Source organism: Rhodoferax sp. U11-2br (genome assembly GCF_018619435.1).
Lineage (GTDB): Bacteria > Pseudomonadota > Gammaproteobacteria > Burkholderiales > Burkholderiaceae_C > Rhodoferax.
On sequence record NZ_JAHFZF010000008.1, the window covers coordinates 53,810 to 79,798 of the forward strand.

A 25,989-nucleotide genomic window follows, 5' to 3' on the forward strand; every position below is an offset into this window, starting at 1 on the left:
AAAGAGTGTTGGCGCGGTCTAGCGCCCAAGCTGGTATTTGGCCACCGCGCGGTTGTGCGCGTCGAGGGTGTCGCTGAACTGGCTGCTGCCGTCGCCCTTGGCGACAAAGTACAGCGCCTTGCTGGTGGCGGGTTGCGCGGCCGCCAGCAGCGCCGCCTTGCCGGGCATGGCAATCGGTGTGGGTGGCAGGCCAGCACGGGTGTAGGTGTTCCAGGGGGTGTCGGCCAGCAGGTCACGGCGGCGCAGGTTGCCGTCAAATTTGTCACCCAGACCGTAAATCACGGTGGGGTCGGTCTGCAACATCATGCCGATGCGCAGGCGGTTGGTGAAGACCGAGGCAATCATTGGCCGGTCGCTGGCCAGGCCGGTTTCTTTCTCGATGATGCTGGCCAGGGTCAACAACTCGTCCGGGCTTTTGAGGGGTGAGTTGCTCGAACGGGTTTGCCAGGCGGACGCCAGGTGTTTGTCCATCGCGTGCAACGCGCGCTTGAGCACCGCCAGGTCACTGCTGCCCTTGGTGTAGGTGTAGGTGTCGGGGTAAAAACGCCCCTCGGGCGCGAGACCCGGACGCTCCAGCTTTTGCATGATCACATCGGCCCCTAGCCCTTGTGTATCCTGGGTCAGCTGCTCTGCTTTCTGGAGTGCTTGGCGGAATTGTTTGAAGCTCAGGCCCTCCACCAGGGTCACCGCACGCAGGGCTTCTTCACCACGCACCAGCTTGGACAACAAGCTGCGCGGGCTGACTTCACCCTGCAACTCGTAGCTGCCGGCCTTGATCTGGCGCGATTCACCAGACAGGCGAAACCACCAGTACAGCAGTTGCGGCGAGGTGGCCACACCGGCATCCACCGCGTCCTGCGCCACACCACGCGCACTGGTACCGGGCTCGATCGACAAGTCCACCACGGGCGCGCGCAAGGCCAGCGGCTGGTTGATCCACCACACCCCCAGGCCTGCTGCGCCCAGAATCACCATCACTACGAAACCGATTAGTCGCTGCACAACCCCGCTGCCTTCCCCACATTGAACACCGCATCATAATGCGCGGCATGCAACAACAACTTGACGGCGTGGCCCGGCTGACACATTCAGGGCTGATACGTGCACAGGGCGAAGATGCTGCCAAATTTCTGCATGGCCAGTTCACCCACGACTTTGTGCTGCTGGGTCAGAACCAGGCCCGGCTGGCGGCCTTTTGCAACGCCAAAGGGCGTGTGCAGGCCAGTTTCATCGGCTTCAAACGCAGCAACAGCGACATTCTGCTGGTGTGCAGCCGTGATCTGCTGGCGACCACCCTCAAGCGCCTGTCGATGTTCATCCTGCGGGCCAAGGTCAAACTGACCGATGCCAGTGAGGACTTTGCGCTCTATGGCCTGGCGGGCTCCGCACTGCAGAGTGCTACGTCACACATAGCAAACTACCCAGACAACACCTGGGCCAAGACCGATTTGAACGAGGCATCTCTGGTCAATCTGTACCCCGCCGACGGTGTTCCGCGTGCCTTGTGGGTGGCCCCTGTGGCCCAGCCAGCACCCGCAGGCCAGGCCTTGTCGGAGGCACTGTGGGACTGGAGCGAGGTGCGCAGCGGCATCGTCACCGCGAGTCAGCCGATTTTTGAAGCCTTTGTGCCGCAGATGCTCAACTACGAGTCGGTTGGTGGTGTGAACTTCAAAAAAGGCTGTTACCCCGGCCAGGAGGTGGTGGCGCGCAGCCAGTTCCGTGGCACGCTCAAACGCCGCGCTTACCTGGCCCATGCAGAGGCGCCGCTCAAGGCTGGTGACGAGGTATTTTTGCCGACCGACGAAGGTCAGCCCTGCGGCACCGTGGCGCAAGCCGCGCCTGCACCTGTCGGTGGTTTTGATGCCATCGTGTCGATGCAGATCAGTGCCTTTGAGGCCGGTGGTGTGCGTCTGGGCACGGTGGACGGGCCGACGTTGACCCTGGCAGCGCCGCCCTACCCTTTGCTGGCCGACATCTGAGCCGGGAAAGCCACCCGCACCAACAAGCCCGGCCCAGAAGCCGGGTCTTCCAACACCAGGCTGGCCCCGTGCTTTTGCACCACCTCCAGCACAATCGCCAGACCCAGGCCCGCGCCGTCCACGGCGGCGTTGACCCGCACAAACGGCAGCAACATGCGTGCACGCAGCTCCGGTGCGATGCCCGGGCCGTGGTCACGCACCAGCAGGGTCACACCTTGCTCATCACCTCGCAGGCTGACCTCGACCACCGCATCCGGCGGTGAAAATTTCAGCGCATTGCCCAGCAGGTTGTCCAGCAGCAGCCGCACATCGTCCGCGTCCGCCTGAACCAACGTGGCACCGTGACTGTCCAGCGCAAACTCGATGCTGCGCTGACTGGCCAGGGTGGACAGCCCCACCATCGCGTCCTGAGCCAGTGATTGCAGATCAACCGCCACGCTGGGCCGGGGTTTGACACGGGCTTCCAGGCGGGCCAGGGTCAGCATCTGCTGCAGCAGATGCTGGGTGCGTTGTGCGCCCAGCTTGAGGCGGCTGGCTGCCTGGCGCATCTGGGCCGGGTCCTGGCTGCCTAGCAGGTTGTCCACCTCCAGGCTGATCGCGGTGATCGGCGTGCGCAGTTCGTGTGCGGCATTGGCAATGAAGCGTTTGTGGGCTTTCAAGCTGGCATCGAGTTGCTGCAGCAGACGGTTGAGGGTGTCCACCACGCTGGCTAGTTCGGTCGGCGCCTCGGGGATCTCCAACGGTGCCAGCGAATTGGCATCGCGCCGGCTCAGCTCATCGTCAAGCTGGCGGATCGGCGCCAAACCTCGCCTGAGGGTGAAGTTCACCAGCCACGCCCCCACCAGCACCACCAGCATTGACGGCAGCAGCACTTCCAGCACCGCGTTCCAGCGCAACTCGTCACGCAGGGACTTGGCGTGCATCACCTGCACCGTGCGCTGGCCGTTGCTGATGGTGAACACTTTCAGCGTCACCGCGTCCGCCTGGTGACCACTGCGCACCAAGGACAGGCCCGGTGGTGTGTCCAGATCCACGTCGATCTGCTCGCTGGAGCGGTACAGCAAGGTACCAAAGGCATCCCATACCTGCACATCCAGGTGCAAGGCCGGGTCATCGTCCCAGGTCTGCTCGGTGCCCTGCAGGTCGCTCAGGATCAAGGCGCGCGCCACCTGCTCCAACTGGTAGTCCAGCATGTCGCCCTGCTGACGGTGGACCTGCATACGCACCACCAGGCCCAGCACCAAGCCCACCAGCAACATGCCCAGCAGCAGACGGACTTTGAGGCGTTTTTCTAACGAGAACATGCGGGTTCGTCGCGCGGAACAAAGTAGCCTACGCCGCGGATGTTGAGGATGCACTGGGCGCCCAGCTTGCGGCGCAGGTTGTGGATATTGACCTCCAGCGCGTTGCTGGCCACCTCTTCGCCCCAACCCAGCAGGCGTTCTTCGAGCTGGGCGCGTGACATCGGCATGCCCGGGCGGCGCATCAACAACTCCAGCAAGGCAAATTCACGCGCAGACAGGCTCACAACCGTGCCATCTTGGGTGACCAGTTTGCTGTCCGGGTGCAAGGCCAGCGTGCCGCTACGCAGCACCGGGTCGGCCCGACCGGATCGGCTGCGGATGGCTGAGCGCAGGCGCGCGGCCAGCTCGTCGATTTCAAAAGGTTTGAGGATGTAGTCATCGGCCCCCGCGTCCAGCCCCGCCACACGTTCACTCAAAGCGTCCCGGGCGGTCACGATCAGGATCGGCAGGCCATGGCCACCGCTGCGCAGATCGCGCAGCACCTGCATGCCGTCGCGCTTGGGCAGGCCCAGGTCCAGCACCACCGCATCAAAGGGTTCACTGCGGGCGCATTGCAGGCCCAGGTCGCCGTCGCGCACCCAGTCAATCGTGATGCCCAGGCGGTGCAGCCCCACACGCACCGCTTCACCAATCAGAGGGTCGTCTTCTACCAGCAACACACGCATCGGTTTTTCCAGAACAAAGAAGTGATTTTCAGCTTAGCACGCCCACACGCGACAAAGCCGCGCAAAAGCGCGGCTTTGTTGTGGGGCGGATAGGCCACCTCAGGTCAAGCTGTTTAGCTGGCGACAGCTTCCTTCTTGACAGCCTTCTTGGCGGCGTGTTTTTTCACGACCTTCTTGGCCGGTGGCGTCACCGCTGCAGGTTGGGCGGCGGTTGCGGTGGCAGCCGGTGCTGCAGGCGCGGCGGGTGCAGCCGGGGTGGCGGCAAAAGACAGGCTGGCGCCCAGAAGACCAGCAGCGAGGCACAAAGCGGAAAAACTTGATTTCATGATGCTTCCTTGACAGGTTGAGGTTGTTTACTCAGGTGTTGGTAGCTCACCAACTGGGGAGAACTGTAGAACCCGCAACTTAGCCTGTCCTTAGGCTTGGCTTAGACGAGACTTAAGCTGGGTCATGACCATGCCACACCCCGCTAGACCACAAGAGACTACTCAATAGTCATAGCAATTAGCCCTTTATACACAAGGGCTGGAGACCAAAACTAAGCAGATTCAGCGTCCAGATGGACCCGACCCGCCTCGATCGTGATCACCCGCTGGCAACGTGCCGCCAGCGCCTTGTCATGGGTCACCAAGACCAGGGTGGTGCCAAGCTCGCGGTTCAGGGTCAGCATCAGCTCCATCACCGTCTCGCCGGTGGCGAAGTCCAGACTACCCGTGGGTTCATCCGCCAGCAACACCGCCGGTTGCACCACAAAGGCGCGGGCCAGCGCCACCCGCTGTTGTTCCCCCCCCGAGAGCACCTTGGGGTAATGCCCCAGGCGCTGTGACAAGCCAACCCGTGCCAACAGCTCGGTGGCGGTCTGGCGAGCGTTGCGGTGTTTGGCCAGTTCCAGCGGCAGCATCACGTTCTCTAACGCGGTCAGGTTGCCCAATAGCTGAAAGCTTTGGAACACAAAACCCACTTTCTGGGCACGCAGTGCGGCGCGGGCGTCCTCGTCCATGGCAAACATATCCTGGCCTGCCAGGTGGACCGTGCCTTGGCTGGGCACATCGAGGCCGGCAATGATGGAGAGCAGCGTGCTTTTGCCAGAGCCGGAGGCGCCGACAATGGCCACTGTTTCCCTCTGGTTCAGCTGAAAATCGATATCACGCAGAATGTCGAGTGTGCCGGTGGAGTCCGTGACAGACTTGAACACGTGGTCGACCGAGATAATGCAATCTGACATGGGGCTTTTTTTGAATGTGATCAACTTGAATCGTCGTCACTGTATCGCGTTGGCCAGTGCACTGGCTTTGGCAGGGATTAACAGCGGCGCAGCACAGGGCCAAACCATGAGCTCACCACCCGCAGGACCCACCATCGTGGTGCTGGGTGACTCGCTGAGTGCCGAATACGGCCTCAAACGTGGCAGCGGCTGGGTGGCCTTGCTGGAGAAAAAACTGGCCAGCGAAAAGATGCCTGCCAATGTGGTCAACGCCAGCATCAGCGGTGACACCACCAGCGGCGGGCGCGCACGCCTGCGTGCGCTGCTGGCCAAGCACCAGCCCAAGCTGGTGGTGATTGAGCTTGGCGCCAATGACGCCTTGCAGGGGCTGCCGCTGGCCCTGACGCAGGACAACCTGAATGCCATGGTCCAGTCGGTGCAGGCCACCGGGGCCAAGGTGTTGCTGGTGGGCATCCAGGTACCACCCAACTACGGGCGTGACTATGGCGAGCGTTTTGCGCGGATGTATACGCAGGTGGCCAAAGCCAACAAGGTCGCTCTGGTGCCGTTCATGCTCAAAGGGGTGGCCGATGTGCCTGACAGCCTGAAGTGGTTCCAGGCAGACCGCATCCACCCGGTCGAGGCGGCGCACCCGATCATCCTGGCCAACATCTGGCCTGAGTTCAAAAAGACACTGCGATGAGCCTGCAAGGCGATTCGCGCGGTCCGATTGTGGGGGCGGGCTGAATGGCGCAGGTACGTTCAGGACAGGTGGTGCAAGATCATGCTCCACCTGCATGACACCCGACCTAGCTGCAATCGATGCAGCGCAATTTTGTACAGTTTGGAAACCCAATAACCATAGCGCCGAAGGGTTGTTCCATAAGGGCTATGACCAATTTGAGCAGTCTGACTCTGCCATCAGACTGATGGGCCTAGGGCCCTGTCAACCGGGTTGGCCAGACGCGTCATTGGGTGTGGATGGCGCACCCATGTCATCCTCGGGCAGCGGGTCACCGGCCTTGCGCTGTGCTTTTTCCTTCAGCTTTTCTTCTTTTTTCTTCTTCTTGGCCAGTTCTTTCTGACGCTTCTCGTAGCCGTAATTTGGTGTTGCCAATGTAGTCTTTCAGTGTTGAAGGCCCGATTTTAACTGCAGGCCTCACACCAGCCGATGCAAGGCCTGCGCCAGATCGGCCTGCAAATCTGCCACCACTTCGAGGCCGATGGAAAACCGAACCAAGGTGCCGTGCGCCAGGTGTGCCGGCCAGCCACCACGCATGCTGGCCAGGTCGTAAGGCACCACCAGGCTGATCGGGCCACCCCAGCTGTAACCAATCTTGAACAGGGCCAGCGCGTCACAAAACGCGTCGACCTGGGCCTGGCTGTATTCAGGCTTGAACAACACGCTGAACAGCCCAGCCGCACCGCCCCAACCGGGGGTGCACAGCGCTTGCCAGTGTGCATGGCCCGGTGATGACGGCAGCGCCGGATGCAACACCTGGGCGAATTCGGGGCGAGTCTGGGCCCACTGTGCCAAAGTGCGGGTGGCTTCGTCATGCGCCTTGTAACGCAGCAGCAAGCTGGGCAGGGAGCGCAGCACAGCTTCCACATCATTGGCACCAACACCCAACCCCAAGCGCATGTGGCACAGCTTGAGCTTCATGTGCAAGCTGTCGTCGCGGGTGACGACACTGCCCATCAGCACATCACCGCCGCCACTGGGGTATTTGGTCAGGGCGTGTGCGGAGATATCAACGCCGAGCGCGGGCATGCTGCCAGGTTGCAGATCAAACGGTGCAAACGCCAGACCGGCGCCCCAGGTGTTGTCCAGCGCGCACAACACGCCAGCCGCTTTGCAGATGCGCACTTGGGCGATCAGGTCAGGAAACTCCAAGGTAACCGAGCCCGCAGCTTCAAGCCAGACCAGCCGAGTCTGGGGGCCGATCTTGGCCGCCAGGTCTTGCGGCTGCATCGGGTCAAAGTAACGGTGGCTGATGCCCCAATGTTTGAGTTCACCTTCAGCCAGCGCCTTGCTGGGGCCATAGGCGTTGTCGGGGATCAGCACCTCGTCGCCTGATTTCAACAAGGCCAGCGAAACCGTTGCAATCGCCGCCAAGCCGCTGGGCACCAAGAGGCACTGCTGGCCGCCTTCCAGCGTACACAGCCGTTCTTCCAGCATGTAGCTGGTGGGCGTGCCATGTAAACCGTAGGTGTAGGCGGATTTGTCTTTCCACTCAAAGTGCCGCATCGCTGCCACATTGGGGAAAAACACCGTCGAGGCCTTGAACACACCCGGCTGGGGTGCCGCAAAACCTGCGGGAGGCACATAGGCGTGGTGGATCAGATCGGTGCTGGAGACAGTCATGTGCGTGGTGCTATAAAACCCAAAAACGCTTACCAATCAATGGATTGTGATCAAACGCTCCACTTCTGGATGAGCTGTTCAGGGCGCATGTTGTCGTAGCCTTCGAAGGGCTGGTGGATCCACGGATTGGTCGGCAGGTAGTCCACACAGTAGTCGGGCGTGAAGATCGAGATCGCCTTGGTCCAGATCACCGCGCTGCGCAGCTCGGTGATCGGTTTGTAGTTGTTCTTGAGCTCTTCGATCACCTTGTTCAGGGTGTGGCCGGAGTCGGCCAGGTCGTCCACCAGCAAGACCTTGCCGGCAATCTGGCCCTTCGGCGTGGTGATGTAGTGCGCGATGTCGAGCTTGCCCTGCACCGTGCCGGCTTCGGATCGGTAGGAACTGGTGGACATGATGGCCAGCGGTTTGTCAAACACACGCGACAGCACGTCGCCCGGGCGCATGCCACCGCGTGCCAGGCACAGGATGGTGTCAAACTGCCAGCCCGACTGAAACACCTTGATGGCGAGTTTTTCGATCAGATTGTTGTACTCGTCGTAGCTCACATACAGGTGTTTGCCGTCTTCTGTCAACATGGATTTGCTCCTGTAAAAATAGCTGCTTACGCAACAGATATAAGGGCCAGAGGCCGATTACTTATATAAACTAAAAATTTGGTGATCAACGACTGACCGTTCAATCCGCCAAGAACGGGTGACGCATCATGATGGTGTGGTCGCGGTCCGGGCTGGTTGAAACCACGTGGATCGGCACACCGGTGACCTGCTCGATTCGCTGCAGGTACAGCCGCGCGGCGGTGGGCAACTGGTCGTACTGGGTCACGCCCACGGTGCTGTCGCTCCAGCCTTCCAGGGTTTCATAGACCGGCTCGCAGCGGGCGATGTCATCAGCGCCCATCGGCAGGATGTCGGTGAGTTCACCGTCAAGCATGTAGCCAGTGCAGAGCTTCAACTCTTTGAGGCCATCGAGCACGTCGAGTTTGGTGATACACAGGCCGGTCAGGCCATTGACCTGGGCCGAACGTTTGAGCAGCGCTGCATCAAACCAGCCGCAACGGCGGCTACGTCCGGTGGTCACGCCTTTTTCAGCACCCACGGTGCTCATGTGGTAACCCGGTGTGCCCTCCACTTCCCAGTCCAGCTCGGTCGGGAACGGGCCGCCACCCACACGGGTGCAATACGCCTTGGTGATGCCCAGCACGTAATGCAGCATGCCCGGGCCCACACCTGAACCGGCTGCGGCGTTGCCCGCCACGCAGTTGCTCGATGTCACGAACGGGTAAGTGCCATGATCGATGTCCAGCAGCGTGCCTTGGGCACCCTCAAACAGCAGGTTTTCACCATTGAGGTGGGCGTCGTTGAGCTCGCGCGACACGTCAGCCATCATCGGCCGAAGCAATTCGGCGTGGCGCATCGCTTCGTCATACACCGGCTGGAACTGCACCTCGCCGTCTTTCATGTACGGAGACAGCACCGGGCCGAAGTCGAAGCTGCGTGAATTCAAGTAGGTGGTCAACACATGGTTGTGCAGGTCCAGCAGTTCACGCAGTTTGCGGGCAAAACGCTCGGGAAACTTCATATCCTGCACACGCAGGGCACGGCGGGCGATCTTGTCCTCATAAGCTGGGCCAATGCCGCGGCCGGTGGTGCCGATCTTCTCCACCCCACCCTGCTCGCGTGCGGCCTCACGGGCCACGTCGAGGGCTGCGTGGAACGGCAGGATCAGCGGGCAGGCTTCGCTGACGCGCAGACGGGAGCGCAGTTCCACACCGACTTTCTCCAGCCCGGCAATTTCTTCAAACAGCTTGGCCGCCGACAGCACCACACCGTTGCCGATGTAACACTTGATGCCCGGGCGCATGATGCCGCTGGGAATCAGGTGCAAGGCGGTCTTGATGCCATTGATCACCAGCGTGTGGCCAGCGTTGTGGCCGCCCTGGAACCGCACCACGCCCTGGGCGCTTTCGGTGAGCCAGTCCACCAGTTTGCCTTTGCCCTCGTCGCCCCACTGGGTGCCGACGACCACCACATTACGTCCTTTGATTGCAGTCATGTTGTTCCGCTTGGTTTCACTCAAATTGTTTGCACAAGCCATTGCCCGGCGGACTCGACGAGTTCGCGGTCGCAATGGAATTCATCTACTTCACTCTCATGGCCTGGCAACACACAGACCACCACCTCACCTTGCGCACGCAGTGTGGTGATGGCTGCCGCCAGCCGGGGCTCCTGGCGCCAAGGGGCGCGAATGGCCGCCTGCAGGGGCCGCGCTGCCACCGCAGACACCAAGGCTTTGATGTCCAGGCTGAAGCCCGCCGCCGGACGGTTACGGCCAAACACCGCGCCGACCTGGTCGTAACGCCCACCACGCGCCACAGCGCCACTGGCACCTGGCGCATAAATGGCAAACCGGGCACCGGTGTAATAGGCATAACCCTGCAGATCGGCCAAGTCAAACGTGACCTGAACGCCCGACAGTTGGCCAGCGAGTTGCTTCAAATTCTGGAGCGCCTCAGCCACACCGGGTAGGGGCGGAAGGACTTTTTGGGCATCATCAAGCACGGAAGCGTCACCATACAGCTGCACCAGAGTCAACAGGCCCTGGCGAATGTGGGCGGGCAAATCACGTGTCAGTGCCGTCAACTCGGGGCTGTCTTTGGCCGCCAGCGCAGCGTACAAAGCGGCAAGTTGTGCCGACCCCAGCGACAGGCCCGACAACATGGACTTGACCAGACGCGCGTCAGCCAGGTCAACACTGGGCTTGCTGAGCTGAGCAGCCTTGAGGCAGTCCAGCGCCAGCGTCAGAATCTCGATGTCGGCTTCCAGACCGGCATGACCATAAATTTCGGCACCAAACTGCAAAGGTTCACGCGTGGCATGTGGTGCACCTGGCAAGGTGTGCAACACCGGGCCGCAGTAACACAGACGTGTGACACCGCTGCGGTTGAGCAAATGGGCATCGATACGAGCGACCTGGGGTGTGCTGTCAGCACGCAAACCCATCATGCGCCCCGAGAGCTGATCGACCAGCTTGAAGGTCTGCAAATCGAGCGCCACACCGGCACCGGTCAACAGGGATTCAAGATGCTCCAGCAACGGCGGCATGACCAGCTCGTAGCCATAACAACGCGCCGCATCCAGCAGGTCACGACGCAGTTCTTCGATGTGCCGTGCTTCAGACGGCAAGACATCGGCAATGTGATCCGGCAGGACCCAAGCAGACATGGATAAAAAAGGGAGGCTGTTAAAACCTGAATTCTACCGGGCGAATGCCGGACCCTGGCTCAGGCCAGCCACCAAATCAGCGTCAGACCGAGCAACAGGCTCAGCAAACCGAAGAAGCGCAGCTGGCCGTCGCTGAATTTGAGGATCTGCAGGAAGGTTTCCCGCCAGGTTGCCGGTGAGACAAAAGGCATGAAACCCTCCACCAGCAAGACCAGGGCAATGGCCAGCCAGAACGTGCTGCTGTTCAGGCCGGATTCCATGGCTACTTTTTACCGCTGGCAGCGGGCGCGGCGCCACCACGCATGGTTTTAAAGAAATCAGAGCTGTTGGGGTCCAGCACCATCACGTCGCTCTTTTTGGAGAACGTCGCTTTGTAAGCGTCCAGACTGCGGTAAAACTGGGCAAACTGCGGATCACGACCAAAGGCTTCGGTGTAGGTGCGAGCCGCCTCGGCATCGCCTTCACCCTTGATTTTCTGGGCATCGCGGTAGGCATTGGCCACCGTCACTTCGCGTTGGCGATCCGCATCGGCGCGGATTTTTTCACCTTCAGCCGCACCGGTGGAGCGCAACTCGTTGGCGACACGGGTGCGCTCGGCCTCCATACGCCGGTAGACCGACTCGGTGATGGCATCCACATAATCCACGCGGGTGATACGCACATCCACCACGTCAATCCCCCAGGGCTTGGCGCCACGCACCTGACTCAGCACCTCACCCTTGACATCCTCCATCAACTGCTCGCGCTTCGCTGACAGCAGTTCTTTGACAGTGCGTTTGTTGATTTCTTCCTGGAACGCATTACGTACCACGCGGTTGAGCTGGCTGGCACCCGCAGCCTCGGTGGTGCCGACATTGCGGATGTATTCGGTGGGCTCAGAGATGCGCCAACGCACATACCAGTCGATCACCACCCGCTGCTTTTCAGCGGTCAGCACCGGTTCGTTGTCGGTGCTGTCCAAAGTCAACAAGCGTTTGTCAATGTAGGAGACATTCTGGAAAGGGGGCGGCAACTTGAAGTTCAAGCCCGGCTCGGTGATGACGTCCTTGATTTGCCCCAAGGCAAACACCACACCAAACTGGCGCTGGTCCACCACAAACAGGGTGGAACTGGCCAATGCCAGCAGCAGCAAGACGGTTGAGAATAAAAAACCTAAGCGATTCATCAGGGAACTCCTAGCGGGTTTCGCGCGTGCGGTCACGAGCGGCGTCGCGGGTACGGTTGTCGGTCGCCGCAGCGGTGCCTACGGCCGGGGTACTTGGCACAGGCGCCGGTACAGCAGTGACGTCTTGCGAGACCTGTCCGGTCATTTGAATGATTTTGTCCAAAGGCAAATACAGCAAGTTGGAACCCTGTTTGGTGTCCACCATGACCTTGGTCACGTTGCTGTAAATCTGCTGCATGGTATCGATGTACATGCGGTCACGGGTGACCTGAGGTGCCTTCTGGTACTCAGCCAGGACCGACTTGAAGCGCTGGGAATCACCCTGGGCCTGTGCCACGATACGTGCTTTGTAGGCATCAGCCTCCTCTTTCAGCCGGGAGGCGGCACCCACGGCACGCGGAATCACATCATTGGCGTAGGCTTGGGCCTCATTCTTGGCGCGCTCACGCTCTTGTCCGGCCTTGAGTACATCGTCAAACGCCGCCTGTACTTGCTCAGGTGGACGAACACCCCCCTGCTGCAGGTTGATACCAACAACTTCAATCCCAACCTTGTAGCGGTCCAGGATTTTTTGCATCAGGTCACGCACGCGTGGCGCAATCTGGTCGCGTTCATCTGACAAGGCGCTGTCCATACGCATCTTGCCAACCACCTCGCGCACGGCAGTTTCGGCAGCCTGGACCACGGCGTCGGCCGGGTTTCGGCTTTCAAACAAAAACGCCCGCGCGTCGTTCAAACGGTACTGCACCGCGAACTTGATTTCGACGATGTTTTCATCTTCGGTCAACATGGCGGATTCGCGCAGACCGGTGGCCTTGATGATCACATCACGCCCAACGTCCACAGATCGGATCTGGGTCACAAAGACCAGCTCATGACGCTGAATGGGGTAAGGCAGACGCCAGTTAAAACCGGCACCCACAGTGGAGTTGTATTTGCCAAACTGGGTGATGACGGCCTGCTGCCCTTCCTGCACGATGAAAAAACCGGTGCCAAGCCAGATCAACACGGCCACACCTGCTATCAAACCTGCACCAATGCTGGCTGTCTTCATATCGGGCTGGAAACCGTTTGGACCACCTTTGCCCCCCCTACCGCCGCCAAAATCACCACCGTTGGGCCCACGGCCACCCGGTTTGGTGTTGCCAAACAGGCCACCTAACTTGCGGTTGAAATCACGCCACAACTCGTCCAGATCCGGTGGGCCCTGGTTGCCAGCACCTTGTGGTTTGCGCTCGTCATTTTTGGGGGGCTCGGAGCCTGCGGGTGCCGGGCGATCTGCCTCTCCACGAGGACTCTCGTCGGGCTTGTCATCATTGCGACCCCAGCGCGGATCATTGAGATTAAACATGCCTTGGAGGCGTCGCGGTAACAGCGCCAAACTCAAAGTGGGTAATTGGAATTTCATCGCATCAGCTCTTATCTAATAAGTATTGATTGTGCCGAATCAAAAGGCAGCCTCATGACCTGGAGGGAAATCTGTGGCAACCAAGCTGGGACGCTGGGCAATCACCGCTTGTGTGAGAAGCTCCCGCAACCCAGCAACACCCTCGCCGCTCTGCGCACTCAAGAATATCCGTGGTGTTGGTGTGCCGTCGAGTTCATAACTGTCTTGCAACACAGGGGGGCGACGGTCAGGCGCCACCGTATCCAGCTTGTTGAAGATCAGAATCTGGGGAATGTCATGTGCACCAATGTCCTTCAGAACATGTTGCACCTCAGTGATTTGGTTGAGGTAGTTGTCGTTGGAAAAGTCAACCACATGCAACAACAAATCGGCATCCACAGCCTCTTGCAGCGTGGCCTGGAACGCATCGATCAGCCCGTGCGGCAAATCACGGATAAATCCAACGGTGTCAGACAAAGACACCATGCGTCCGACGTCCCCCAGGTACAACTGACGGGTGGTGGTATCGAGTGTGGCAAACAACTGGTCAGCGGCATAAGTACGGGCCTTCACCAATGTGTTGAACACGGTGGATTTGCCAGCGTTGGTGTAGCCAACCAGTGAGATGTTGAAGGCATCGCGTCGATCACGCTGGCGGCGCTGGGTGGTTCTTTGGCGTTTGACTTTGCTCAACCGCTCTTTGATGCGTTTGATGTTGTCACCAATCATTCGGCGGTCAAGCTCAATCTGGGTTTCACCTGGACCCCCTCGCATACCAATGCCACCACTTTGTCGCTCCAAGTGGGACCAACGGCGCACCAAGCGGGTGCTCAAATACTGCAGTCGGGCCAGTTCCACCTGCAATTTGCCCTCATGGCTACGCGCACGCTGGCCAAAGATTTCCAGGATCAACAAGGTGCGGTCATTGACCGGCAACTCCAGATGCCGCTCCAGATTGCGCTGTTGCGCTGGACTGAGGCTTTGGTCAAACAGGATCTCCTGTGCACCCAGCTGCTGGGCCAGCATTTTGATCTCATCGGCTTTGCCGCTGCCTATAAACAGGGCCGCATCGGGCGCCCGCCGTTTACAGGTCACGCGAGCGACAGGATTCAGCCCAGCTGTCTGGGCCAGCAATCCGAGCTCTTGGAGCTCGGCATCAAAATGGGGGAGGCCAAAATCAACGCCCACCAGCAAGGTGGGCGCCGGATTGAGATCAAGCGGCGGCAGGTTGGTCACCCTCAGTGGCAGAGAAGTTGACGGCGCGCCCGGGGACGATGGTCGAAATGGCGTGTTTGTAAACCATTTGGGTGACGGTGTTGCGCAATAGCACTACATATTGGTCAAATGATTCGATTTGACCTTGCAGCTTGATGCCGTTGACCAGGTAAATCGATACAGGGACATGTTCTCGACGCAAAGTGTTGAGAAACGGGTCTTGCAAAAGTTGGCCTTTGTTGTTCACGATATTCTCCGTGTTCGGATAATGAAAGAAAAGAAAGAGTCACGATACCACAGCCATCTGTGGCAGCGACTTCAGAGTGGACAAATCCACCACAAATATGTCGAAGGGATGGCTTGCATGCCTCAGTCTGTCTTGTCGGCAAATGGATTTGCCGACGTTTTCAGCTCGATGCGCAAAGGCGTACCTACCAGATCAAACGCTTGTCGGAAGCGACCTTCCAGAAAGCGCTTGTACGCGTCGGTGACATGCTCAAGTGAATTGCCGTGAATCACGATGATTGGCGGATTCATACCGCCTTGGTGGGCGTAACGCAGTTTGGGCCTGTACATGCCAGAACGCTTCGGACTTTGGAACTGCACAGATTCCAGCAACAAACGTGTCAGCACAGGTGTTGACATCTTGCAGTTGGCAGCCTTGTAAGCCTGGATGATGGATGCCCACAAAGGACCCAGACCCTGCCGTTTTTGTGCAGAGATTAGATGCATGTTGGCAAACTTCAAGAACGCCAAACGAGTTTCAATGGAACGCTTCACCAACTCGCGCTGGTAGTCGTCCACCGCGTCCCACTTATTGACTGCCAGCACCACTGCCCTGCCATTTTCAAGGATGTAACCCGCGATGTGTGCATCCTGGTCGGTGACGCCTTGGGTAGCATCGATCAACAACAAAACAACATTCGCCGACTCAATGGCTTGCAAGGTTTTGACAACTGAAAATTTTTCGATGGCCTCGAACACCTTGCCACGCCTGCGCAAACCGGCTGTGTCAATCAGCTCAAACTTCTGGCCTTCACGCTCAAATGGTACGGATATGGCGTCGCGGGTGGTTCCAGGCAAGTCAAAAGCGACCAGACGTTCTTCACCCAACCAGACATTGATTAGGGTTGACTTGCCCACGTTGGGGCGACCTGCCACAGCGAGTTTGATCACGCCTGGCGCGGTATCCTCATCATCTGGACTGTCCGGCAGGTTCAGCGGTTTGAGCGCCAGATCCAGCAAAGAACGGATGCCCTGCCCGTGTGCTGCAGACACCGGCAACACCTCGCCCAGCCCCAACTCATAGAACTCGACCAAATGAGCGCCTTCCAACATGCCTTCGGCTTTGTTGGCGACCAGTAGACACGGCTTGCCCAAACGTCTGAGGTAGTTGGCAATGTCATGGTCTTGTGCAGAGACACCCCCTCGTGCATCCACCACAAACACAATGACATCGGCCTCTGCCACAGCCTGACGCGTTTGTTTGGCCATTTCTTTGTAGATGCCGCTAGTGGCATCTGGCTCAAACCCGCCGGTATCGATGACGATGAACTCTTGGCCGCTGTGTTTTGCGTTGCCATAGTGACGGTCGCGTGTGAGGCCGGAGTAATCCGCCACGATGGCGTCACGGGATTTTGTCAGTCGGTTGAACAGTGTAGATTTGCCCACATTCGGGCGGCCCACCAGGGCCAATACGGGCTTCATATTGATTGATCAGTCGGTGGTGACGTGCTACTCGGGCTGAAAGCCAAAGACCGTGCCATTGCGGGTGACCGCAACCAAGGTGGTTCCTACAACCACCGGGGTCGCCACAATGGCAGAACCATCCGTGGGCAAACGTGTGAGTGGTGTGCCGTCGGCACGCGCCATAAAATGGATGATCCCGGTGTTGTCACCGACCACCACAGAGCGTCCCAGCACCAAGGGTGTGCCAGGTTGCCGGTAACGCAGGCGCTCTGAGGTCCAGGTAAGGACACCGTCACTGAGTCGCCATGCCATCAGCTTCCCGTCGGCTTCAACCCCATAGACCAGCTTCTCATCCCCGCTCAGACCAACCCCACCAGAAGCTGGCTGTTTCCAAATAACATTGCCCTGGCTTGTGTTGACACAACCCACCGCAGCCTGGAACGCACGTGCACAAACCACATGGCCCTCGCGGCTGACTCCAGCAACCAAATCGACCAGGCGCTCGATATCGTTGGTGCCACGTGGCGTCGCCAAAGGTGCATCCCACACCACATTGCCAGTCAGCGGATTCAGACCAACCAGTCTGCCACTCAGGCCTACGACCAGTGTGTTGTTGACCGCCAAGAGAGCACCAGCCTGGCGCAGAACCAGAGCTTCACCGGGCCGCTGGTTGGACCACAATTTTTTGCCGCTGCGCGCATCAAAAGCTGAGACCACTCTGTCTGCACCCAGCACAAACACGCGCTCGCCCGCTACCAAAGGTGGAGTGAACACTTGGCTTGACAGTCGCGTACGCCAAAGCTCACCCTCAGCAACCATGGTGACAAGTTGGTTGTCTCGGGTAACCACTGCTGCGTACACGCCGTCACTGCCAACTCCCGCCGAAATCTGGGTGTCTAACTTGATGCGCCACAACGAGGCGCCAGTTTGTGCGTCCAGGGAGCTCACGTTACCGTCCGAGCTGGCCAAGGTCACGGCATTGGCGGAGGTACTAACAGCCAGCGGGAAGTCCACTTTGCCTACTTGGGCCTTCCAGACGGTTCGAACGCCCAACAACGCGGGGTTGGCGCCTAACTCGGCTGGTTTGGGCGCCTTCGATCCACTGGCACAGGCTGCCAACAGACCGACAAGGACCACACTCACTCCGACTTTGAAGAAACGATCAACTGTGAATTGGTTCAACATGGACTATTTCCCTTGTACGGCGTCGGCCGGGGCAGTGTTTTGCACGTTGACACCCAAGGCGCCAAGCTTGACCTCGACCAAACGCCGGTATTCTGTCAAAGTGTCAAACAGGCGGTAGGCCTTTTGATACTCTTCAACCGCTTTGGATTTGTTGCCTTGCAGCGCCAGAATGTCGCCTTTTCGATCCGCTACCAAGGCCTCAAAACCCGCAGGAAAGCTGCCACCCAACTGGCTCATCGCGCCATCCAAGTCCTTGGCATCCATCAGAATCCCAGCCAACCGGAGCTTGGCCACAGCTTGGTAACCAGCATCAGAAGACTTTTCGGCAACCCAGAGCAGTGCCGATTTGGCAGCATCTGTTTTGCCGGTTGTTGCATAGTGTCCGGCGGCCAATAACCCCGATTGCTGGGCATAGGCCGTGGATGCAAATCGATCTTTCATATCTGAAAAAACACGGTCAATTTTGGCTGAATCGCCGGACTGAATGGATCGCTCGACTTCATCAAACAGCGCCGCCGCCTGATTGGCTTGGTTACGTTGCCAATAGTTGTAAAAATTCCAGCTGGCGAAAGCTGCCAGGACAACAATCAAAACCCAGGTGATCAGATTGCCATATTGCTTCCAGAAATGCTTGATTTGGTCAAGCTGTTCCTGTTCTTCAAGATCCAATTGGTTTGCCATGACGTGATTCGCTAAACGGTAGATTGTAGAGTTGGCGCCCATGTGGCCAGATCGGCCAAGGCTTGTGAGGTTTGCGCGACTGCGGCATCGCGCAACGGTTTGATCGTGACCTGTTTCGCCGCGATCTCATCAGGTCCAAAAACCAATGCGTAGCGTGCACCACTGGCATCTGCGCGTTTGAACTGGCTTTTCATGCTGCCCATCCCCTCCAAGGAACTGGTGTGCATTTGAACGCTAATGCCCGCTGCGCGCAAAGACTGCAGCGTCGACAGAACCAAAGGCATGGCAGACGCCTCTGTCACGATTGCATAAGCATCGAGTGGCGCCCCGGTGCCGTTCAGTCCGGCCGTCTTGGCCAGTTCCAGCACACGGTCGACACCCAGTGCCCAACCAACGGCCGGGGTTGATTTTCCGCCCAATTGTTCAAACAAATAATCGTAGCGGCCACCGGCGCAAACGGTGCCTTGTGAACCCAGACGGTCGGTGGTGAACTCAAAAACCGTCAGGTTGTAATAGTCCATACCACGCACCAGTCGCGGGTTCACGGTGTAGGCCACGTTGTTGGCTTCCAGGATGGTCTTCAAACTGTTGAAGTGGGACAGCGAAGCCTCACCCAGAAAATCCAGAAGCTGAGGCGCCGCATTCACCAGTCCTTGCATTTGAGGATTCTTGGTGTCCAAAATACGCAAAGGGTTGCTGTACAGCCGTCTGCGCGCATCCTCATCCAGCACATCGGCGTGTTGCTCAAAGTAGGCAATCAGGGCTTGCCGATGTGCCAAGCGTTCGGGCGGTTGACCCAAACTGTTGAGTTCCAGGCGGACATCCGTCAATCCAATCTCTGCCCACAGCGCTGTGGCCATCAAAATCAGTTCGGCGTCAACTTCGGCTCCAGGAAAACCCAATGCTTCGGCACCAATTTGATCAAATTGCCTGTAACGACCTTTCTGCGGCCGCTCATGTCGGAACATGGGGCCCATGTAATACAGGCGCTTACCACCATCATACAAGAGGCTGTGTTCCAGCGCAGCACGCACCACGCCAGCGGTTGCCTCCGGGCGCAGGGTCAGAGGATCGCCGTTGAGGCGGTCCTCAAAACAGTACATTTCTTTCTCGACAATATCCGTCACCTCACCCAAACCACGTACAAACAAGGGGGTGCGCTCAACAATGGGGGTGCGGATATTGCGGTAGGCAAAACGCGACATCAAGTCGCGGACTTTGGCTTCAAACCATTCGACAGTGGCTGAATCAGGGGGAAGCAAGTCATTCATGCCTTTCACGGCTGTCAACTTGCCCACAGGAGAGGGAGTTACTTTTTCTGTCATGGAAGGCGGGGTCACATCTGGGAAACGGCTGTTGCACCAAAGCGCTTTTCAACATAATCTTCAACAACCGCCTGAAATTCTTCGGCAATGGCATCACCGCGCAGGGTCATGCGTTTTTCGCCATCGATAAAAACTGGCGCAGCAGGTGCTTCACCGGTACCGGGTAAGCTGATGCCAATGTCTGCGTGTTTGCTCTCGCCTGGGCCATTCACGATGCAGCCCATCACGGCGACTTTCATTTTTTCGACACCAGGGTATTTGCTGCGCCAATGGGGCATCTGCGCACGCAGAAAAGCTTCGATACGCTGAGTCAACTCCTGAAAGGTGGTACTGGTGGTGCGGCCACACCCAGGACAGGCCGTCACGCTGGGCACAAAAGAACGCAAGCCAAGTGCCTGCAAAATCTCAGCGGCAATCAACACTTCTTGTGTTCGGGACTCTCCAGGCTGAGGGGTCAAAGACACCCGAATGGTGTCTCCTATACCTTCTTGCAACAGCACAGACAGCGCTGCAGCGGAGGCGACGGCGCCTTTGGTGCCCATACCAGCTTCTGTCAAACCCAAATGCAATGCGTAGTTGCAGCGCTTGGCCAGTTCTCGGTACACCGAAATCAGGTCCTGCACACCACTCACTTTGCAAGACAGGATGATCTGGTTCGGATCCAGCCCCATCTCAACGGCTTGTTGCGCGGAATCCAGCGCAGAAGTGACCAAGGCCTCATACATCACCGACTTAGCACCCCAAGGCGTGTCCCGACGGCTGTTTTGATCCATCAGGTCGGCCAGCAAAGTCTGGTCCAAGCTACCCCAATTCACCCCAATGCGAACGGCTTTGTTCCACCTCACAGCAGCTTCGATCATCAGGCCGAATTGCTTGTCTCGCTTGTCCCCCTTGCCCACATTGCCTGGGTTGATCCGATATTTGGACAAGGCCTGGGCACATTCCGGGTAGTCGGTCAGCAAACGATGCCCGTTGTAGTGGAAGTCACCAATCAAGGGCACATCGATGCCCATGCGATCGAGTTGCTCTCGAATGTGCGGTACGGCCTGAGCTGCCTCGGGCGTATTCACCGTCAAACGTACCATCTCTGAGCCGGCCAAAGCCAGTTCCTTGATCTGGATGGCAGAACCAATCACATCCACCGTGTCGGTGTTGGTCATGGATTGAATCCGTACCGGGGCACCCCCTCCCACCGTGACGATCCGATTGCCCCAGACGACTTTGGCCTGTCTGGATGCGCTGGTTTGTGCAGTCGCTTCTGCTATTGGCCTAGCTGTATTCATCACTTCACCTCAAATCGCGCAACATTTTCGCGAGCCAGAGGCGTCAGATCCAGCGGCTTTCCGCGAACAGCCACCGACACCATATCTGCACGCCCCACCACAACGGACAAAGGCAGTTGTCCTGTCAAGCGAATCACTTCGCCACTCTGCATCAACTTGCGCAATTTGGACTGCCCTGCACTGTCAGTGACTTCAACCCATGATTCCCCATGACCACTCAGCTCAAGCACAGCTGGCGGACTCATCACCTCAGCGCTGACCACATTCACCGGCGTACTGGCCGGAAGTGGAGGTGCAACACTCACCACTTTACTTGCCGATGCCGCAGGTACCTCCGCAGCCACGGGCGCCTCTGGGCGAATGCTAGAAGGAGGCTGCGTCAAAACAACCGCTTCTTCAACCCCATTGGCAGATACCTGCGGATTTTGGGCGGGTTGCTCCATGACCAGCATAGGTTCGGCAGGCTCTTTGGATACAAGGGCGCTGTCCTCAAACAAAGGAGCGACCGGCCAAGCCAGGATCACCACAATCGCTACGATCAAAAACAGGACACCAAGACCAATGGGACTGGATATCTGTGCCAACACACCGTGCCGCGATGCCCCGGTAGAGTCTTTGAAGCTTGTGTTCAAGCCAGTCTCATTGATTTTGAACTGGTTGAACTGAGGTTCAGGCAAACTGGCCATGATGGGCGCAGGATCCACTTTCAAGGCGCGACAAACACTCAGAGCCAACGAACGCACAAAAACCATGTCGGGCAACTGGTCAAATCGACCGGCCTCCAGTGCTTCCAGCTTCCTCACCGGTACTTTCAAGGCGACAGCCAAGGCTGCAATATGCAGCCCTTGTGCCTCACGCGCTTCTTTGAGCATAGTCGCTGCCTGCATCGGCGCAGACTGGACTGCAATATCCGTCACCTCGCCCTCAAGACCCAGATCATTCATCAAAAGCTCCACGCTGGAAAAAGGCAACCTGCGGCGACTCGGGAAAACGCTTGATCAACTGTTCAGCAAGCTGATTCATCGCTTCAAGATTGGCCATACGTTTTTCGATCTTGATACCGAGCCACAGCGTCTCTGCGTTAGCCAAATCGGTATTGTTCAGTCGACGGATGTAAAACTGCGCTCGGACAAACTCTTTTCTTTGAAAAAGAACATTGGCCAGGTTGTACCCAGTGACAGGGTTGGCCGCGTCATATTCATACGACTTCATCAGGCTGGCCTCTGCCTCTGGCAATTGGCCCGCTTTGAGCTGGCAGACACCTTGGGCCATAAGTGTCTTGGCACGCTCGTTGTACAGTGGATTGGCCAGAGCCTGACTGAAATAGGACATCGATTGAGCAAAGTGCCCGTTCTGGCACTTTAACCACCCCATGTTGTGCAACACGTGGCTGTCCCTAGGTTTGAGCGACAGTGCTTTGTTGAAACTGTCTTCGGCAATGGCGTAGTCATTCAAGCGCATGTAAATCAGTCCACGCAGGCTGAAAGCGTCTGAATAACTTGGATCGACCGCAATGGCCTGCTTGATTTCGTCCAATGCGACGGTGGTCTTGCCTTCTTCAAGGTAGCCTAGCGCCAACTCCATCCGGATACGTGCCCGTTTACGCTCAGCACTCACATCCGACTCGGTGACGATGTCCTCATGCACCTCACCCACACGGCTTGAACCTGCCGGCGCAGCACAGCCACCGAGCGTCAACGCACTACACAAGACGCAGGCCGCCAGAAGCAACTCAAGACGACTTGTCGATGTGATTTTCATCGTGACTTTCATGGTTCAGATTTTCGCATCGCTTGGGACATCCAAAGGACTTGAATTCAACTCAGAACTACGTTGACGGGCAATTCGCACAGTCACCCGGGTCCGGTCAACCACATCACCTGCAAGCTGACCACAGGCCGCATCAATATCATCACCACGGGTCTTTCGCACGGTGGTTGTGATGCCTGCTTCGCTCAGGATTTTTGCAAATCCTTGGACTCGCTCCGGCTTGGACCGATGCAGGCCGGAGGCCGGAAAAGGATTAAAGGGGATCAGATTGAATTTGCACCACGACACAGAATGTCCGTAGTGCTTTACCAACTGGACCAGTTCCAGTGCCTGCGCATCGCTGTCATTCACCGCGTCGAGCATGCAGTATTCAAAGGTAATGAAATCCCTCGGGGCATGTTCGAGGTAGTTGACACACGCTAGCATCAACTCTTCAAGCGGATGTTTGATGTTGAGTGGCACCAAGTAATCACGCAATGCATTGTTGGACGCATGCAGAGAAACAGCCAAGGCCACTGGGCATTCAACACCCAACAAGTCCATCTTCTTGACCAAACCAGACGTCGACACCGTGACACGACGGCGTGACAGGCCGTAGCCATGGTCGTCCAGCATCATTCGGAGAGCTGGAATCAGCGCCGTATAGTTTTGTAAGGGCTCACCCATGCCCATCATCACCGTGTTGGAGATCACCCGCTCATCGCGTTTGAGATGCTTGCGCAAAAAATGCTCGGCAAACCAAAGTTGCGCGATGATTTCACCCGTGGTCAGGTTGCGACTGAAACCTTGATGCCCGGTTGAGCAAAATCGACAACCCATGGCGCATCCGGCCTGGGTCGATAGACACAGCGTCCCTCGGTCATCCTCCGGGATAAAGACCGTCTCCACGGCATTGCCACCGCCAACATCGAAGAGCCATTTGATGGTGCCATCCGCAGAAATATGCTGGGAGATGACATCCATCGCCTTGACATGGGCAACACCCTTGAGTTTTTCACGCAAGGATTTCGCCAGATCGCTCATGTCCTCAAAACTAGAACATCCTCTTTGGTGGATCCAGCGAAACAGCTGAACAGCGCGAAAGCGCTTCTCGCCCAGCCGCTCGCAAAAAGCGGCCAAACTCTCGAGGTCGTGTTCGAGCAGGTTGACCGTCATACTGTCTTCAGCGAGAAAAAACGTTCATGCCGGGGAAAAAGAAGCTCACTTCGACAGCGGCTGTCTCAGCGGCGTCAGAACCGTGCACTGCATTGGCATCAATGCTGTCAGCAAAATCAGCACGGATGGTGCCAGGCGCAGCCTTCTTAGGATCCGTTGCGCCCATCAGTTCACGGTTCTTGAGGATGGCGTTTTCACCTTCCAGTGCCTGGATCATGACCGGGCCGGAAATCATGAATTCGACCAGATCCTTGAAGAAAGGACGCTCTTTGTGCACTGCATAAAAAGCTTCGGCCTCGCGGCGTGACAAATGAGCCATCTTGGAGGCCACAATTTTCAGGCCGGCCGCTTCAAAGCGAGCATAAATCTGACCGATCACGTTTTTGGCAACAGCGTCAGGCTTGATGATGGAGAGAGTGCGTTCGATAGCCATATGATTTCCTCGTGAATTAAAAATTTCTGATCTTTGGACCAAAGCCCTTGATCTTAACCTGCGCCCAATTGGCATGAACGCCAACGGGTTGCTTTCTTATCTGCTGCGCCCACCGGGCCTGCGTCCAGCACCTGGTACGTTTCCGCGTTTTTTGCCAGCTTCTTGACGCTGCTTGGAAAAACTGTCCGCTCCAATGTAGCCCAATGATGTTTTTAAGGGATCAGGTTGTGAAGCTGCAGCTTTGCCAGCAGCCGGGGATCGTGCAGGACCTCGACCCGGTGTGTTGCGGGTGCGTACCGCGCCACCTGCACCACGCCCGTTGGGTGTCCGCTTACCCGCCGGCGCGGGCTCAGCAGAGTCGCGCACAGGTGCACCTGCCGTTTGTGATGCCCGCGTTAACAAGCGGATATCTGCGTCGTCCAATTCAACCCAGGCACCCCGCTTCAAGCCTCTAGGCAACACCATGGAGCCATAACGGATACGGATCAGACGGCTCACGGCATGGCCGACCGACTCCAACATGCGCCGCACCTCGCGGTTGCGCCCTTCGGAGATCGTCACCCGATACCAGCAATTCGACCCCTCCCCACCCCCCTCTTCGATGGAGCCGAACTGCGCCATGCCATCATCGAGCCGGACACCGTCGAGCAGTTTGTGTTTTTCTTCCAAAGTCAGCGCGCCCAGCACCCGCACCGCATACTCGCGCTCCAACCCAAACCGGGGATGCATCAAATTGTTGGCCAACTCACCCGAGCTGGTGAACAACAGCAAACCCTCGGTGTTGAGGTCAAGGCGGCCCACCGACTGCCATTTACCCTGAAACAACTTGGGCAGTTTGCGAAACACCGTGGGCCGGTTTTGCGGGTCATCGTGGCTGACCACTTCGCCTGCAGGTTTGTGATAGGCCAAGACGCGTGCTGGCGGCGGCGCAATCTTGAAACGAATCGGCTTGCCATTGACTTTGACATTGTCGCCAAACTGAACACGCTGCCCAATATGCGCAGGTTCATTGTTGACGGTGATACGCCCCTCCAAGATGAGCTGCTCCATCTCCAGACGTGAGCCCATGCCAGCCTGCGCCAACACTTTGTGCAACTTGGGTGATTCCGGCTGAGGTGGCAGAACCCGCTTGAGTGCAGCTGGGTTTGCTTCGTTTTCTGCAGCATCGAACACACCGGAGACAACGTCTTCAAAACGAATGGCATCATCCATGTCAGTGGCAGGCGCGGTCGGCTCTGTAGGGAGTTCGGTCATGGTGTGTCCTCAGGTACGGGTTCAAGCGGGCTCGTGCCCGGATCGGGGTCGTTCGACCAGTTCAATTCGCCATTGCGTGAACTGGCGTCGGTTGAAACGAAAGAGGCTGCTTTCAGCGAGTCAGCCAAGGGCAACTCCTGCCCCAACATCGATTCAAGAGCATCGGTGGCTTGGGGTGGCGATGTCAACAGCGGCAGTTGATCCAGGGAGTTGAGCCCCAGATCGTCCAAAAAATGACGGGTTGTGGCGAACAGCGCCGGCCTGCCCACGGTATCACGATGCCCAATCGTCTCAATCCAGCCCCGGTCTTCGAGCTGTTTGAGGGTCAGCGAATTCACCGTTACCCCGCGAACTGTCTCGATATCACCTCGCGTGACAGGTTGCTTGTAAGCAATGATGGCCAAGGTCTCCAAGGTCGCACGGGTATACCTGGGCGGCTTCTCCGGATGCAAGCGCTCCAGATACACCTGCATGCCAGGGCGACTCTGAAAACGCCAACCTGTAGACACCGACACCAGCTCCAGACCGCGTTCGGACCAGTCTGCCTGCAACTCGAACAACAGCGCATCAATCCCGGACGTCGCCCAGTCATCACCCAACAAGATCCGCATGTCCTTGACGGGCATGGGTTGTTGGGCACAAAGCAATGCAGTTTCCAGGATGCGTTTGGCATCCGCCGTGTTCATGGTTGGCAAATTCCGGTCAAAAC

28 protein-coding genes are annotated in these 25,989 nt (G+C 58.0%); 2 read left to right on the top strand and 26 right to left on the bottom strand.

The features are described from left to right. Positions 1–18: 18 nt before the first annotated feature. Positions 19–1,002 carry an endolytic transglycosylase MltG gene (mltG, locus tag KKO72_RS07355; protein WP_371736841.1) on the bottom strand — a complete coding sequence of 328 codons (984 nt, stop codon included), beginning with the start codon at positions 1,000–1,002 and terminating at the stop codon, positions 19–21. 47 nt (positions 1,003–1,049) lie between these two features. Here mltG and KKO72_RS07360 point away from each other — a divergent pair, with 47 nt between their 5' ends. Continuing rightward, positions 1,050–1,979, top strand: a complete 930-nt coding sequence (locus KKO72_RS07360; protein WP_214936922.1) for a folate-binding protein YgfZ — start codon at positions 1,050–1,052, stop codon at positions 1,977–1,979. On the opposite strand, the gene KKO72_RS07365 is transcribed toward KKO72_RS07360, so the two are convergent. From KKO72_RS07365 to KKO72_RS07380, 4 genes are all read right to left on the bottom strand, one after another. After that, positions 1,955–3,283, bottom strand: a complete 1,329-nt coding sequence (locus KKO72_RS07365; protein ID WP_214936924.1) for a HAMP domain-containing sensor histidine kinase — start codon at positions 3,281–3,283, stop codon at positions 1,955–1,957. The two genes, KKO72_RS07360 and KKO72_RS07365, sit on opposite strands and share 25 nt — an antisense overlap. Next, positions 3,271–3,948: a response regulator gene (locus KKO72_RS07370; protein WP_214936926.1), complete on the bottom strand. Its 678-nt coding sequence runs from the start codon at positions 3,946–3,948 to the stop codon at positions 3,271–3,273. The genes KKO72_RS07365 and KKO72_RS07370 overlap by 13 nt, the downstream gene beginning before the upstream one ends. 113 nt (positions 3,949–4,061) lie before the next feature. Then, positions 4,062–4,274 (bottom strand): hypothetical protein, encoded by a 213-nt coding sequence (locus KKO72_RS07375; RefSeq protein WP_214936928.1) that lies wholly within the window; start codon positions 4,272–4,274, stop codon positions 4,062–4,064. A gap of 212 nt (positions 4,275–4,486) precedes the next feature. Then, entirely contained in the window at positions 4,487–5,173 is a 687-nt protein-coding gene (locus tag KKO72_RS07380; RefSeq protein ID WP_214936930.1) for an ABC transporter ATP-binding protein, read from the bottom strand. Positions 5,174–5,279: 106 nt separating this feature from the next. Here KKO72_RS07380 and KKO72_RS07385 point away from each other — a divergent pair, with 106 nt between their 5' ends. Beyond that, a complete protein-coding gene (locus KKO72_RS07385; RefSeq protein ID WP_251140516.1) occupies positions 5,280–5,855 on the top strand; it encodes an arylesterase in 576 nt (191 codons plus the stop codon). Positions 5,856–6,098: 243 nt separating this feature from the next. Here KKO72_RS07385 and KKO72_RS07390 read toward each other — a convergent pair whose 3' ends face one another. From KKO72_RS07390 to scpB, 21 genes are all read right to left on the bottom strand, one after another. Next, the gene (locus KKO72_RS07390; protein ID WP_214936934.1) at positions 6,099–6,269 is read right to left on the bottom strand and encodes a hypothetical protein; all 171 of its coding nucleotides are present in this window, start codon (positions 6,267–6,269) and stop codon (positions 6,099–6,101) included. A 42-nt stretch (positions 6,270–6,311) separates the two neighbouring features. Beyond that, positions 6,312–7,517, bottom strand: coding sequence for a PLP-dependent transferase (locus KKO72_RS07395; protein WP_214936936.1), 1,206 nt, complete (start codon positions 7,515–7,517; stop codon positions 6,312–6,314). Between the two features lie 50 nt (positions 7,518–7,567). Beyond that, positions 7,568–8,092, bottom strand: coding sequence for a phosphoribosyltransferase (locus KKO72_RS07400; protein WP_078365653.1), 525 nt, complete (start codon positions 8,090–8,092; stop codon positions 7,568–7,570). A 100-nt stretch (positions 8,093–8,192) separates the two neighbouring features. Then, positions 8,193–9,569, bottom strand: coding sequence for an adenylosuccinate synthase (locus KKO72_RS07405; RefSeq protein ID WP_214936938.1), 1,377 nt, complete (start codon positions 9,567–9,569; stop codon positions 8,193–8,195). Positions 9,570–9,589: 20 nt separating this feature from the next. Beyond that, positions 9,590–10,738 (bottom strand): ATP phosphoribosyltransferase regulatory subunit, encoded by a 1,149-nt coding sequence (locus KKO72_RS07410; protein ID WP_214936940.1) that lies wholly within the window; start codon positions 10,736–10,738, stop codon positions 9,590–9,592. Positions 10,739–10,797: 59 nt separating this feature from the next. Further along, a complete protein-coding gene (locus KKO72_RS07415) occupies positions 10,798–10,998 on the bottom strand; it encodes a DUF2065 domain-containing protein (RefSeq protein WP_371736842.1) in 201 nt (66 codons plus the stop codon). 2 nt (positions 10,999–11,000) lie between these two features. Then, entirely contained in the window at positions 11,001–11,903 is a 903-nt protein-coding gene (hflC, locus tag KKO72_RS07420; RefSeq protein ID WP_214936942.1) for a protease modulator HflC, read from the bottom strand. A gap of 10 nt (positions 11,904–11,913) precedes the next feature. After that, a complete protein-coding gene (hflK, locus tag KKO72_RS07425; protein ID WP_214936944.1) occupies positions 11,914–13,311 on the bottom strand; it encodes an FtsH protease activity modulator HflK in 1,398 nt (465 codons plus the stop codon). 39 nt (positions 13,312–13,350) lie between these two features. Beyond that, positions 13,351–14,478 (bottom strand): GTPase HflX, encoded by a 1,128-nt coding sequence (gene hflX / locus KKO72_RS07430; protein ID WP_214937065.1) that lies wholly within the window; start codon positions 14,476–14,478, stop codon positions 13,351–13,353. Between the two features lie 25 nt (positions 14,479–14,503). Then, positions 14,504–14,752, bottom strand: a complete 249-nt coding sequence (gene hfq / locus KKO72_RS07435; protein ID WP_078365658.1) for an RNA chaperone Hfq — start codon at positions 14,750–14,752, stop codon at positions 14,504–14,506. Positions 14,753–14,874: 122 nt separating this feature from the next. After that, on the bottom strand, positions 14,875–16,212 hold the full coding sequence (der, locus tag KKO72_RS07440; RefSeq protein WP_214936946.1) for a ribosome biogenesis GTPase Der: 1,338 nt from the start codon (positions 16,210–16,212) through the stop codon (positions 14,875–14,877). A gap of 27 nt (positions 16,213–16,239) precedes the next feature. Continuing rightward, positions 16,240–17,379: an outer membrane protein assembly factor BamB gene (gene bamB, locus KKO72_RS07445; RefSeq protein WP_214936948.1), complete on the bottom strand. Its 1,140-nt coding sequence runs from the start codon at positions 17,377–17,379 to the stop codon at positions 16,240–16,242. A 3-nt stretch (positions 17,380–17,382) separates the two neighbouring features. After that, positions 17,383–18,060, bottom strand: a complete 678-nt coding sequence (locus tag KKO72_RS07450) for a tetratricopeptide repeat protein (protein ID WP_214936950.1) — start codon at positions 18,058–18,060, stop codon at positions 17,383–17,385. An 11-nt stretch (positions 18,061–18,071) separates the two neighbouring features. Then, positions 18,072–19,385, bottom strand: coding sequence for a histidine--tRNA ligase (hisS, locus tag KKO72_RS07455; RefSeq protein ID WP_251140517.1), 1,314 nt, complete (start codon positions 19,383–19,385; stop codon positions 18,072–18,074). Between the two features lie 11 nt (positions 19,386–19,396). Then, positions 19,397–20,668: a flavodoxin-dependent (E)-4-hydroxy-3-methylbut-2-enyl-diphosphate synthase gene (ispG, locus tag KKO72_RS07460; protein ID WP_214936951.1), complete on the bottom strand. Its 1,272-nt coding sequence runs from the start codon at positions 20,666–20,668 to the stop codon at positions 19,397–19,399. After that, positions 20,668–21,612: a RodZ domain-containing protein gene (locus KKO72_RS07465; protein ID WP_214936953.1), complete on the bottom strand. Its 945-nt coding sequence runs from the start codon at positions 21,610–21,612 to the stop codon at positions 20,668–20,670. The genes ispG and KKO72_RS07465 overlap by 1 nt, the downstream gene beginning before the upstream one ends. Further along, a complete protein-coding gene (gene pilW, locus KKO72_RS07470) occupies positions 21,605–22,441 on the bottom strand; it encodes a type IV pilus biogenesis/stability protein PilW (RefSeq protein WP_251140518.1) in 837 nt (278 codons plus the stop codon). The genes KKO72_RS07465 and pilW overlap by 8 nt, the downstream gene beginning before the upstream one ends. Positions 22,442–22,444: 3 nt before the next feature. Continuing rightward, complete coding sequence (gene rlmN / locus KKO72_RS07475) at positions 22,445–23,593, bottom strand: 23S rRNA (adenine(2503)-C(2))-methyltransferase RlmN (RefSeq protein ID WP_214936955.1); 1,149 nt, start codon at positions 23,591–23,593, stop codon at positions 22,445–22,447. 7 nt (positions 23,594–23,600) lie between these two features. Further along, the gene (gene ndk / locus KKO72_RS07480) at positions 23,601–24,026 is read right to left on the bottom strand and encodes a nucleoside-diphosphate kinase (RefSeq protein ID WP_078365666.1); all 426 of its coding nucleotides are present in this window, start codon (positions 24,024–24,026) and stop codon (positions 23,601–23,603) included. A 96-nt stretch (positions 24,027–24,122) separates the two neighbouring features. Continuing rightward, positions 24,123–25,280, bottom strand: a complete 1,158-nt coding sequence (locus KKO72_RS07485) for a pseudouridine synthase (protein WP_214936957.1) — start codon at positions 25,278–25,280, stop codon at positions 24,123–24,125. After that, positions 25,277–25,966, bottom strand: coding sequence for an SMC-Scp complex subunit ScpB (scpB, locus tag KKO72_RS07490; protein WP_214936958.1), 690 nt, complete (start codon positions 25,964–25,966; stop codon positions 25,277–25,279). The genes KKO72_RS07485 and scpB overlap by 4 nt, the downstream gene beginning before the upstream one ends. Between the last annotated feature and the right edge of the window lie 23 nt (positions 25,967–25,989).